The organism is Marinicrinis lubricantis (assembly GCF_042658665.1).
Taxonomy (GTDB): domain Bacteria; phylum Bacillota; class Bacilli; order Paenibacillales; family KCTC-33676; genus Marinicrinis; species Marinicrinis lubricantis.
Genome location: NZ_JBHSQV010000123.1, coordinates 1 through 12,030 on the forward strand (window position 1 = coordinate 1; position 12,030 = coordinate 12,030).

Annotated in this window: 12 protein-coding genes and 1 pseudogene; all 13 read right to left on the reverse strand. The window is 47.3% G+C overall.

The genetic code is table 11. The features are described 5' to 3' along the window. Positions 1 to 108: 108 nt before the first annotated feature. Complete coding sequence (locus ACFPXP_RS09340; protein ID WP_379893942.1) at positions 109 to 375, reverse strand: hypothetical protein; 267 nt, start codon at positions 373 to 375, stop codon at positions 109 to 111. Between the two features lie 28 nt (positions 376 to 403). After that, the gene (locus tag ACFPXP_RS09345) at positions 404 to 1,042 is read right to left on the reverse strand and encodes a UPF0158 family protein (RefSeq protein ID WP_379893943.1); all 639 of its coding nucleotides are present in this window, start codon (positions 1,040 to 1,042) and stop codon (positions 404 to 406) included. 12 nt (positions 1,043 to 1,054) lie between these two features. After that, positions 1,055 to 2,188: a DUF6155 family protein gene (locus ACFPXP_RS09350; RefSeq protein ID WP_174350193.1), complete on the reverse strand. Its 1,134-nt coding sequence runs from the start codon at positions 2,186 to 2,188 to the stop codon at positions 1,055 to 1,057. A gap of 88 nt (positions 2,189 to 2,276) precedes the next feature. Further along, positions 2,277 to 2,432 (reverse strand): hypothetical protein, encoded by a 156-nt coding sequence (locus ACFPXP_RS09355; protein ID WP_157462203.1) that lies wholly within the window; start codon positions 2,430 to 2,432, stop codon positions 2,277 to 2,279. A 104-nt stretch (positions 2,433 to 2,536) separates the two neighbouring features. Beyond that, the gene (locus ACFPXP_RS09360) at positions 2,537 to 2,680 is read right to left on the reverse strand and encodes a hypothetical protein (protein ID WP_379893944.1); all 144 of its coding nucleotides are present in this window, start codon (positions 2,678 to 2,680) and stop codon (positions 2,537 to 2,539) included. Between the two features lie 217 nt (positions 2,681 to 2,897). Further along, positions 2,898 to 3,164 (reverse strand): type II toxin-antitoxin system RelE family toxin, encoded by a 267-nt coding sequence (locus ACFPXP_RS09365; RefSeq protein WP_023554895.1) that lies wholly within the window; start codon positions 3,162 to 3,164, stop codon positions 2,898 to 2,900. After that, a complete protein-coding gene (locus tag ACFPXP_RS09370) occupies positions 3,148 to 3,384 on the reverse strand; it encodes a hypothetical protein (RefSeq protein ID WP_379893945.1) in 237 nt (78 codons plus the stop codon). Before ACFPXP_RS09370 ends, ACFPXP_RS09365 begins: the two co-directional genes overlap by 17 nt. Before the next feature lie 349 nt (positions 3,385 to 3,733). Continuing rightward, on the reverse strand, positions 3,734 to 5,008 hold the full coding sequence (locus tag ACFPXP_RS09375; RefSeq protein WP_379893946.1) for a Wadjet anti-phage system protein JetD domain-containing protein: 1,275 nt from the start codon (positions 5,006 to 5,008) through the stop codon (positions 3,734 to 3,736). Between the two features lie 24 nt (positions 5,009 to 5,032). Then, positions 5,033 to 8,488 (reverse strand): ATP-binding protein, encoded by a 3,456-nt coding sequence (locus tag ACFPXP_RS09380; RefSeq protein ID WP_379893947.1) that lies wholly within the window; start codon positions 8,486 to 8,488, stop codon positions 5,033 to 5,035. Further along, positions 8,457 to 9,065, reverse strand: a complete 609-nt coding sequence (locus ACFPXP_RS09385) for a DUF4194 domain-containing protein (RefSeq protein WP_379893948.1) — start codon at positions 9,063 to 9,065, stop codon at positions 8,457 to 8,459. Before ACFPXP_RS09385 ends, ACFPXP_RS09380 begins: the two co-directional genes overlap by 32 nt. Positions 9,066 to 9,071: 6 nt before the next feature. Beyond that, on the reverse strand, positions 9,072 to 10,490 hold the full coding sequence (locus ACFPXP_RS09390) for a Wadjet anti-phage system protein JetA family protein (protein WP_023554900.1): 1,419 nt from the start codon (positions 10,488 to 10,490) through the stop codon (positions 9,072 to 9,074). Between the two features lie 301 nt (positions 10,491 to 10,791). Beyond that, positions 10,792 to 10,989: pseudogene (locus ACFPXP_RS09395) on the reverse strand (RNA polymerase subunit sigma-70); the annotation flags it as partial. Positions 10,990 to 11,359: 370 nt separating this feature from the next. Beyond that, a complete protein-coding gene (locus tag ACFPXP_RS09400) occupies positions 11,360 to 11,917 on the reverse strand; it encodes a nucleotidyltransferase domain-containing protein (protein ID WP_379893949.1) in 558 nt (185 codons plus the stop codon). Positions 11,918 to 12,030: the final 113 nt, after the last annotated feature.

Consider the following 12,030-nt stretch of genomic DNA (forward strand, 5'->3'; position numbering starts at 1 on the left):
TCTTAGTTAGCGTGTGCCTATGAAATTCTCGGTGTTTTTCTATGCATTCCGAGAAAAAACCTTGATCTTATGGGATTTTCGATCCCTTGTGTACCTATTTTGAGTGATTTACTGTCGAACTCGGGTTAGATGGCCAACAGCAATTGAATTGGGATCACTCGGGTCATGCTTCTTCTGCATGGCACGTTCAAATTCATCAATCATCTTTGCAAAATCGCATACATTCTGCTCAAGACCAAATAAGCGTTTCATGTCTCGATAGTGTCGAAAAAAGACTGCTTTAGCTTGATCATTGGGATAACCTAATTGTTGAAGTTCCGAAATGACCGCTTGAGCATACAGCTTAATCATCGTCTGTCTTGAAGAACGTTTCACCGGTATCCCCTGCCCAAACATTTCTTTATTACTCGAGAATCAACTTCACTTCAATGGATTCCAACCAATCAGAAACACGTTTGCGATTCTGCTCTTCAACAAACTGGTAATACCGCTCTAACTGCTCGCTGTCGGAAGATAACGCATCCTTGAATCTTCGGAATATTTTCTTGCCGCCGCTCAATATGTGCATCAAAGTGGATTGCAGCTTTTTATCTTCAACCGTTTCCGCAAAATCAACCATGTCGGTATATCCTTCATCCGACTCCCGTTTCGGTAACCGAAAATAAATTTCATTAAAGCCTTCTTCAATGACCTCGCTTAATTCTTCGTCCTCTTCATCCCGGTCAAACGTTCGCAACGTGACAACATCTCCAGTTTCGATATTCAGGAAGGACTCTATTCCTTCTACGTACATGTCGTATGCATCCACAATCTCCTGAAACTGCTGCTTGGTCAATTTCAATTCTTTCATAGGTTCTCCCTCAGCTACAGTCGCTTTGATCAACTCGCCGCGTTGTTCCGCCTCATATTCCTCCCACGTGATTCCATACGGGAAGCCGCCATCCGTATATCCGGCGATAAAATAGAAATTCTCGTCTTGCTCCAACAGCCCCGTGAATTCCGCTTTCTGACCGGTCCGCTTATTTTTCTTCCTGCCGCGCATTAAGTTCCCCACCTAAATCCATCTTATTTGAGCGTGCAGATTAGCCAAATTGTCATGAAAACCCCAGCCGATCCCTTCTGTTTTCGAAACAACGGCTTCGAGACGTTCCTCGAATTCGTCGAACAACTCGGCTGTTTCATCTTCATTTACTTGATCAATGATATCGGCATACATGGACACCATGCTGTAGTAGAAGCGTTCATCAATATCCCCGTAGCTTAGGGTGAAATCAACTCCATTTTCAACGTAGACCAGCTTCAATTCCAGGGCGTACCTGGAATTTCCAGTCAATCTCTCGAATTCCGAAATCGCATGTTTCGCTTCCTGGAGTCTCAGCTTGCCAAATCCCCGCTCAGGGAAAAACTCTTTCTCAACCTTCTTGCAATACTCTTGAAAGAGAGACTCTACTGCTTCATCGCCCAGTATTCTTACAGCAAGAAACTTCTCCATATCTTTGCTGGCGCCATAACAAGCCTTCACCAAATCGATAAGCTGGTCGCTATTTAGCTGCTTCAGATGCTTATTCAGAGCAGACTTCGTCAGCTTCACAGGCTTTTTCCCTACCGGCCGCTTAACCAGTGACTTGGGGATCAGCTTGTCCTTCTGTCGCTCAAGCTCCTGATTCACTTCTTCGCAGGAGAAATGTTCGGGATCATATCCTTCTCGAACCCAGCCTATAAAATGATCCCGCTCCGGATGATTGGGAGTAAGCAGTACTTCCAGCATATGCTGATGCCCCCACACGCCTCCCACATCTTCCTGCGGACAGCCGCGGGCACCATCTAGACACAAGGGTGCCGGGTCGGATGTCGATGCGTCGATTTTGATCAACGTAACCGTGTGCTGCCAATCATCTCCAAAATCATACACGTATGTAAATACGGTGTTTTCTTCGTGAACATGCTTCTGAACGATTTCTCTTCGAGCATTCAATACCTCTCGGTCTTCCATATCTGCGAATGTCGGATCGGGCAGACCGATCACCTTTTCTTTCACATGAAACTCGTATAAATGGTAATTTTCCCATCCCATGACCGATTGGATGATTTTGTGAAGCTGATGAAATGTCACGTCCGGATGAAATTGAAACTCCCGCCAAATCTTCGGGGCAATCTCATTCAGTTCGATTCTGCATCTATAAACCATGATCGTCTGTTCTCCTTTTAAGTATTCCGAGTATATAAACAATCCCACTGTATCCCGGTTGGAATTACAATGGGTAGGCTATTTAGATTCATTCCCATTCTTCTTCGCGCATCCTTTTGATTTCATCAGTCAAATGCGCAGCTTGTTCCGGAGTTAAAACTCCAGCCGATTCAAGGATATCGTCAATGCTGCATTCATCCTCAGACATTTGTCGGTCCAACTTATTTGGCAGGGGCATAGCCAACTGTTCTCCTCCCAATTATAAATCTGAGCAATCATTTTCATTTCTCTCCGGGAAACAAAACAGGAACATTCTAAACTTCATTCTCCTGCTGTTCAAAAGAAATCCTAGACCTCTGACCGCTGCTCTTCCTCTTGCAAGACGAGAGTGAACTTTCCCTTTCCTGGAATATGAAAGTGGTACACGGAGTTGTCGCGGCTCATATTCGATATGTTCTCCATCAACTCTTCCGGTGAATTGACCTTTTCCATTCGATGTCACCCCATGTCATAAGCTTTTCCGCTCTTTTATCACCAGTATAACATAAACCGCCCCGAATCCTGTAGAAGCAGAAAACCGGTCCCCACGGACCGGCATATCGCCCATGTAGCTCGTCCACCCTTACTTCGCAAACCGCGCCGTTAGCTGAAATTGCTGAAGATCTGAAGAAAAGTAAAAAGGCCTACCCTGTAAGAATAGACCTAGAAGTTAAGATTTATATACATCACCACGAGAGCCAATTTTAATTACTTGGATAAGTAACTTATCATTCTCAACTGAATAAATAATTCGATAAGAACCCACTCGTAATCGATATTCGTCCATTGTTCCTTGCATCCTTTTGATATCGAGCTCTGGATGATAAGGGTCTTCACAGAGAATTTGTAGATGTTGAGTAATTCGAATACGATTCGTCCTATCTAATTTTTGTAAATACTTAAGAGCATCTTTATAGAACTCAATTGAGTAAGTCATCGATAACATCCTTAAGTTTAATACTCTCGCCACGTCTAAAGGATTCTTTAGCTTTTTTAATTGCTTCAATATCATCTTGAGTAGTTGGCTCATCATCCCAAGGGATATGACGATACTCTTTATTTGTGACTAATTTTTCCAAGAAATCAGCAGCGATTGGAAGGGCTTCTTCAGGTAATTGTTGAATTAATTTGTTCAAATGTTCTTTTGAAACTGCCATTCGATCAACCCCTATCTCTAGAAAGGCTAAATTAATTTTATTATAACACGTACTTAATGAAATTTCTTAAAGATCGTACGGGCTATTTCAAGGTAGTTAGCAACATCAGCTAACACCGTATTCACGCTTCGGGCCATACGGCCCTTGGTCTGCCCGAGGCATTTCGGGGGAGAAGATTCATGCAGACAACCCTGCGAACCTAACCGCGTCGCGGCCGACAGCTACGCTGCCTTAAGGTTCTCGGATTCGTGAATACAAGAACGTTACCTGAACCCCTCGTCAAAGATGAGTGGTCTGGTTTTTCCTCCATAACAAAAAGTCAGAAAGTTAATGTCCATTGTTTTCTTCTTTAATCCAATTCCACAATACTTTCCTGTTCCAAGCGTATCCTTCGATCAAGCATCGTTTGCAGCACCTGCCTCCAATGGGTCAGTCGGGTATCCTTTAGAGCCTCCTCAAGCTTTCCGGCATATTCATCGCTGATTGACGCCGCTGAGGACTCGTAACGAAGGAGCGTCTCCGCATCCATTAGCATGGGCCTCAGATTAGAAAAGAATTGCTTCCGCAGGTATTCAAAAATCCGGATTCCTCCCAGATCAATATCACCCCAATGATACACTTCAATGTTCTTTTCCGATGCCGAGGCCAAATGCTCTGCCAGTCTACACAAAAAGGATTGCAATGACCGATGGGGAAATCCCCCTGTATATAGAACAAGCTCTGTGTCGCGGAGCTCGGAAGCGTGTTCGAGCCACAGATGATAAGTCGCCAAGTTTTCAATTGTTACTATCCGAGTGGCAACTGTTTGCACTTGATACATTTCTTCCACCGTTTTATCCGATAAGCCAACCCCACCGGCAAACACTCCTATATCAACCTTACGACTGTCGGTAGTACGGAATGAAAGAGGCCCGCTTACCAGCACAATTTGTGGATTTTTGGCCACCCCGAGGAAATCAAGCCATTCTTCCTCGGTTTCACGCTCCTCTCCTGATGCCTGCTTGGCGAGCGAAAGCAACCTTCGTTGAACGTTTCTTTCCATGTGCTTGGAGTCCTTGAACAACTTCTGGCTAAGTAATCTTATTGGAACGGCTCGCTCGAGCCTAGGAAGCTCCAGCAATACACAAACAAGATCCTTATACCCCTCTGGATCGTCCACCTCTAGGTGAGCAGTTTTACCTTCGGCTAGCGATACATCGGCTTGTTCAGACCACACCCTGACCCATTCCCAAGGATGGCGGGATAAGGGAGTAAGGATGTGCCGCAAGCGTTCCAGCTTGTCCCGCTTCGGCATCCGCCCCGCAACGCGATAAGCCGCCTTCAACTCACTCCATCGCAGATAGATTCTTTCCAACTGCTCGCCGGTGCGAAACCGGGCCCAATTGAGTTCAACAAGTCCGAGCCGCTCCAACTCGGAAGCTGCTTCGTTGATCCAAATTCGTTTACGGAAATCCATTTCGTCTGTATAATCTTGCCAGAATGGACTTTTGTTAAGAGATAGCTGCGGCCTTTGCTTGGAAGGCTGCCCGGTTACAAAAGACTGGCTTAACTCGTATTTGTCCAACAGGAGGTTTAGCAGCTGGGAGACAAATTTGGATTTATATGGCGTTTCATGAATCTCCAAGCAGATCACCCCTTACCATAAAATCTAGAATAAAAAGCCTTGACCGTTTCCTTCATCCGCATCATCGGCTGAGGGGGATTTCCCATTGTCAACGTTCGATAAATTCGATGCGGCAGCCGCCTCAGCCTCATATTCCGCTATTTCCACGGCTCCCGCTCTCGCTATCTCGTCTTCCGCCCCGTTGTCCCATTTGTCAATCATGTCTACATAACACTGGTAGTTATGCTTGCTGACGAACAGCGTGGTAGATACCTCAGGAGCCATATGCTGCATCTTCTCATCGGGAACGGCGGCAATCAGCTGCAGACCCATTTGCTTAATCAACCGCAGACTGGATTGAATCCGCTGCTCGTCCATTTTATTGAACGCTTCATCGAAAATGACAAGCCGCGTGCTTTTTCCGGAATATAAGTGGTGGAAGGAAGCCAAAATCGCAATATAGAACGGTGTCTGCGTCTCGCCTCCCGATTTCTCCTTCAGCACTTGCGAGAAGCGGTATTTGCCGTTGCCGGATGTTACGATAATATCGAAATCCAAGTATTGCCGATAGTCCGAGAACTCCTCCAATTGTCCGGCCTCACCTTTGACCAGAAGATCGAACAACTCATGCAGAACCTCGGTACGATCATTGTCCGGTAATTCGAACAATGAACCCTTTTCCAAAAGCATGGGATCCATCACGGCATCATAGAAGCGCTTGTAACGTTCACTAGGGGAAACCTCAAAATGATACTTGTCGTCGGAAAAAGGAAAATGCCTCAGCGCATAGTTCAGCTCGTGAAACTCCCTACGGGCCATCTCGATCGCTTCCCTTAACCGAAAAATAAAGTGGGACTTGAACTCCTCTTCCGATTCTTTCAAAGCCGCCGCAACTTTATCCTGATATTCCGGAATATTCAGGTGTTCGATCGTTTCAAGCAGCCGATCGTAATCCTCGTTCGTGACCTTCTGGATGTCGGCGATAAAATTTTGATCGATATTATATTTTTGCCGCATTAATTGCAGCTTGTTGAACTGGCTGTCGCGCAGTGTCTGCTGACCCTTCCAGCTGCCTTCCCAATTTTGGATTTTCTGCCAAGTGGAGGCGGACGAATTGCATGCTTCTTCGTATCTTTGCATCGCTCCCGCTTCCCGCTCGCTGCCGTGCTCATTGATCCAATTCCGCCATGCGGCTTCGTACTCTTGCACCTTAATCCGAAGCAAGTGCAGCTTTCCTTCCGCTTCGGACTTTTTCGATTCGGTTTCCGTTTGCTTTTGGAGTAAGGATCCCCATTTTTGTTGCCACTTCTGTTCATCGTTCTTCCACTGCTCATACTCCGCCTGCAGCCGCTCCGCTTCGCTGAAATCGAGACCATTCAGTTCCTCTGTCTTCTGCAATAGCATTTCCGAGCATTCGTGGATATGCCGCATCAGGCCAAGATGGTCGGCAAGCTTGGTACAGCCCGTTTCCTTCAATTTGCCGATCCATTCGGAAAGGTGTTCACCCCAAGCATACAGCATGCGCCGTTCGTCCTGGGCAGACACCAGCTCGGAGCGGCGGATTTCCAACTGGCGGGCGATCGCTTTGGCGCCTATGAACGGAACCTCGTATTGCTCCTTGCGCATCTGCCGGGCTACCAGGTTGTTGTAAACCATGCATGATTGGGTCACCGCTGTACGATGGTGTCGCAGTTCCTGCTCGTTTGCAGCCTTCATCACCTTGCCCAGCAAATGCTCGACGTGCGCCTGGATTACGGGATGCTCCGCCTGCAGCTCGAGTGCCAGGGAACCGGTTACGGCCGTTCCCAAATACCGCTTCTCCTTCTCCGTATCGACGAGACCGACGCCTTCCAGCCGATAGGTTCGCTTCTCCCTTTCATAAATAGACAATGCCTCTGCGAAACATTCCGGTTCAACCAACAGATCGAAGCGCTGGGTGTTCAAATACCCTTCCACCGCATTACGCCAAAGCTCTTCCTTGAGCTCCATGTGCTCGCAAAACACCCAAACCGCCGAGCGGCCCCGCAGCCGTTCCTCCAAGATGCCCTTCAACTGGCGCACCGGTTCGGCATAGCTGCGCTTCTGCTGCTCCAGATCACGAATGATCGTTCTTAACTCTTCGATTCGAGCGTCCGTTTCACCCAGCTTTTCCTGCAACTGGTTATGTTGAACGAGCATCCTGTCACGCCACGCCGTTAGACCTTCTCCAATCTCAGCCAGATCCCGTGTCCACTCTTCTTCCTCATGGACTTCAATGATTCCGCAACGTGCCACAGCGTCAAGACGCGCCAGGCTCTCCTGATAACTGCGAAGCGTCTCCCTCTCTCCAGGGTTCCATGTCCAGTACGGATTGTCCGGCCAATCGTACAAGTTCGCCAACAGCTGAAGCTCCCGTTCAATTTGTCTCCGATACGTGAGCAAGAGCCTCTCTCTCTCGCTCTGTTGAGCGGTGAGCCGGGCAATGTCCTCGTTCAGCTCTTTCTTGCGCTTCTCCGCAGCATGGTTCTGCCAGCGCTGGTAAGCATCCTGCTGCTTGTCCCGGGCTTCCGCCTGCAACCGGGCGGCAAGGTCAATATCATCCGCAAGCTGACGCAGCTCTTCTTCCAGCCGGACATTGTCCCGTTCGGTCTGCTCCAGATTCTCACTCTCGTAATCCGCTTTCAAGCGCCGGATCACATAATCCTGCTGGGTGGCAGTCTCCTTGTATTTGGCATACTGGGCATAACACTCACGTATGGATTGCAGGTGCAGCTTCTTCTCCTGAAGATGCTCCAGCTCCTGGCGATACCGTTCGTGGATCTCGAAATTTTGCCGCATCAAATCCAACTGCAGCTCTTTTCGGTCGAGTATATAATCGTAGACAAAAGCACGGATATTCTGGATCGGCTTGAACGAGAGCGCTTTGGTGAATATTGTGAAAAACCGATCATGAAGCTGTCCCATCCGGGCGAGTAAGGCTTTCTGATAGTTGGTCTTGTTCCTTTCAAACAAAGCCTTTTTTCCGGAGAGCCCGCTGACCCTGACGCTTTCCCCACCGTCGCGCTTGCGGAATTCGTCTCGATTGAGCAACTGGCCGTTGGATTTGACAAACTGCAAATCATCCAACCGCCGATCTGACAAAATGAAATACTCTTCTTCCCCGGTCGTGCTTCCTCGGTATACATCAATCGCTACCCCGACAACGAACCATTCCTTACGGTCCTCGTCCCGGAATTCAGCTGCAATATAAGTCGTAAAATCGCCGTCCCTCAAAAAGGAGCGCTCGTCGCTGCCGATTTTTCCCCTAAGATAATTGATAAAGCTGCGTTTGGCGTCATCGTGTGCAGCCGCATTGAACTTGATCATTCGATGATCAGCAACGAAAAGCACCTGCAGCGCGTCAATAATCGTCGATTTTCCCGCGGCGTTCTGTCCAGTGATCAACGTCTGTTTTCCGAATTCCAGCTCCTCGTCCTTGAAATAATGCCAGTTAATCAGACGCAGCCGCTTCATCCATTTCATCCAGCAATCCTCCCTCCGCGTTCGTCAGGTACAATTCTAGCTTATCAAGCAACGACTGCATCTCATCCGTCTGAATCATATAGATCCAAGTATGGAACAGCTTGAACCGGGCATCATCGGAACGAATGTCGGAATCCAGCGGTTCAATCAATTGGGCCTGTACACACAATCTAACCAGCCTGTCCAATGCGGTACGGTTTACCCATTCCAGCCGGAACGTCTCGTACTTGCTGCGAATTTCATAAAGGGTAATCATAGGATAATCCGCCAGCGATAGGCCTTGCCTCTTCTCCTCATATAGTAAGCGCAGCACCAGCAGCCATAGTGTCTGTTCCCGGTCAAGCCTACGGCGAAGACGGCCATCGGGAATATGCAGATAGACGCATTCATGCCGCTCGTCCACGACAAGTTCCCAACCAAGGAATCGATAATAGCCCTCCAACGCGGTACGGTAGCGACGAATTGTCGCATACAACTCCCGGTCCTTGTCTTTGATCAGAAGGTTAACCTCCATGAGTCGCTGGATTACTTCTTTGATCTTCGATTGTTCAGAGTCGCTCAAATCTTGAAACATCATGAATCGTTATCCTCCCCGCTCTTTACGGACAATGTCGTGATTGTGGAATCGATATCTTCCGACACTAACCGTCTGCCGCTTGCCTTGCCGGTCCAAGCTGAAACGCGAGCCACCATCCGAGCCATACAAATAAACATACCCCAGCATAAGAAATTCCTCGGCACTACTTGGAGCGAGCTCGATCAGTTCCATGCGCTTTCGGTCACCAAGCCGGGTCATGACGTAATCATCCACTTTTTTACGGGTAATGGCCTTGCGCATTTTCTCTACGTTCCTCTGTCGCAGCTCCTCCATCACGTGTGCCGGAATCGGAACCGTAACATGGGTCTCCGGCTGATGAGCCATCCTTCGGCGGCGCGGCGGCAGGAGTGACTGCTCTGACCATCCGCGAACCTGATTAATCGCGAACAGCGAGTATTCCGCATCCTGCTTTTGCTGGCCGAGCAACTCCAGCAGACGTGTCAACCGGCGGTCCAATCCTTCATGCTGCTGACTCAAATATCTGGCCCGGTCGTAGGAAGAACGAAGATACTGGTTATGCCGCACATCAATCTGATAGAAAATCTCTTCCAGCCCGACAAAGGTTTCTTCAATGAAGAATAAAGCTTCCTTGACGGCATATTCCGCTTGTTCAACCGTTTCATACAGCTCGCTCTTGACGCCGTCCATTGCAGCTTCCTGCAGCAAACCCCGATCTAGGAGCCACTTCTGAACCGTATGAAGGATTTGAAAACGATAGCGCGCCACATGATCCGACGTTTTGAGCCGGTGATAGCTTTTATCTACAATTTGCGATTTATAGGTTTCAAAATGATGGTCCAGCACTTCGCGAATCGAAGTTTTTTGAACAACTGTCTCCATGTGATGCTTCATATTATTGTATAACCCAATCAATTCATGGCGAAATTGCCTTGTTACCTGTGCCGCCTCCATTACGGCGAAACAAGGGCGCATTTTGGCCTCCTCGCCGGTAAGAAGCTGATAAGTTACAAAAGCAAACCGTTGATATTCGACCGTCCGTGCTTCGCATAATTCCTGAAACACCGCAATCAGCCGGCTGGCATAATGGGGAAGTACAATATAAGCTTCGAACTGGCTGCGGGTTTCCACATCAATCCACTTCGCCCGTTCCAGCCGTCGCAGCAATGCATTGGCCTGAGCTCTGGAGACATCCTCTAACGTAAGCTGATCCTCTCTTCCAGCTCCAACCGGCTCATCCTCATCGGCAGAAATGACCATACCCGTTTCTTGTTGAGTCTCCAGCAGCTCCTGCAGCAGATCCCGCATGACTTCATAGCGAATGCCGAACCGCTCCCTTTGCGAATGCTCGTATAAAAGCAGCAGTGCTTCCGCATATATCTTCCGATTGGAACCCGTCAGAAGATGAAATAATCCTTCCGGTACTACATCAAACAAGTTCATCATACCGTGCGCATACCCTTTCGGAGAAAAATGTCGATACTTTATTATACTAGATTTGGAAGATATGAAGTATGGTAGAATACGGCTATTCCCTTCAATCTTAATGGCAAGCTCCATTGGTATACGGAATACTTGCCGTACAAGGCTCTCAAGTATCGGTATTAACTCCAGAAGAAGCAGAAAACCGGCCCCCTCGGACCGGCTGATTCAGGCTCCATATAGCTCGGCCCACCTCACCGCACAAACCGCCCGCTGCACACAAAACGCGCTGCTTCCTGACGTCGGTTCGTGTTCACAACGTGTTGACGATATGCGCGACGAGCCGCAGGTTGTGCTCGATCAGAATGTTGCGGGACTCCATGTCTCCATCAGCCATCCGTTGTAAATGCTTCATTTCCTCCGACTCGGTTAAGGGCTGCGGGAACACGTTGTTTTTCACATACGAGACCAGCAGCATCAGTTCTTTCACAAACCAGGCCATTGCCGTAAATAAGCCAGGCACAGATGACACACCTCCTGAAGAATACAATGAATCCGGCCTTCCCTAGCGCTATAGGTCCAACGGTAATCTCATTGTATGTAGGCAGGTGCCCAACTGTGCCTGTACGCGCAAAAATTATTCTCGATTGCTCTGCTAGCGTATGTATGATTTGCTTAGCTTGCCAATATCGAATGATATTGGGGTGACGTTTTCGTTCCAAGTTTATATTGGACTGTCAACAGTAAATCAGACAACTTTTTTAAGGGCTGCAGCTTTGTACTGAACTGGTGTCATGTAATCACCTAAAATCAAGCCTCTGTGAAACCCAATGTTAATTTTTGGTTTAAAAAACCATCCAACGAAAGGGCGATTGATTATGCTATCGTATTCATTAGTTTAGCAAGTCAATCCAAGAATGTTCTATATAAGTCATTTTCAGCGAATCCCGAAGCCATTGTTTTTGTTCCATACTCATGTAATGATAGATGTTTCTAAAATCCATCTCGTCTTTTGGTCTTGGGGCTTTCGATTTGTAAAGCAGAGCGATTTCAGGACTTAGAATGGGTATCCCACTATTTGTGGTCAAAAAGGCTTTATCTAATTCTCGTTTTATTCTACTGTCTCTACGGTACAGCCAGTGTTCCCCATCCAATTCATTTAAAAGAATTTCTATTTTCTTACTTGCTTTTTCAGCATACGTTTCATGTATTGGTAATGATAAATGCTCATTTTTTCCCCATGGTAATACAGTTCGATTGTGCACCTTCTTAAAAGACCAGTCATCTAAATACTCTTGAATAGCTGACTGGTCTTTTCTGTAAAGAACAATTTCAATATCGTCATGCTCTCTGGTTACTTTTCCAAGAAAAAGGTCTATTGACCATCCTCCAGCAATTGCCCAGGGTTTTTTGAAATTTTTCATAATTTGATTAACCCGAATCAATTTCATAATGCATCGTTCTAAAAAACTGTAGACTAACCCGACTACAAATTTACAGTTCAAAAATTAAGCTACATCAAGCTGCAACTGACGGTTTATGCGATCACAAGCTAATTTTGTGC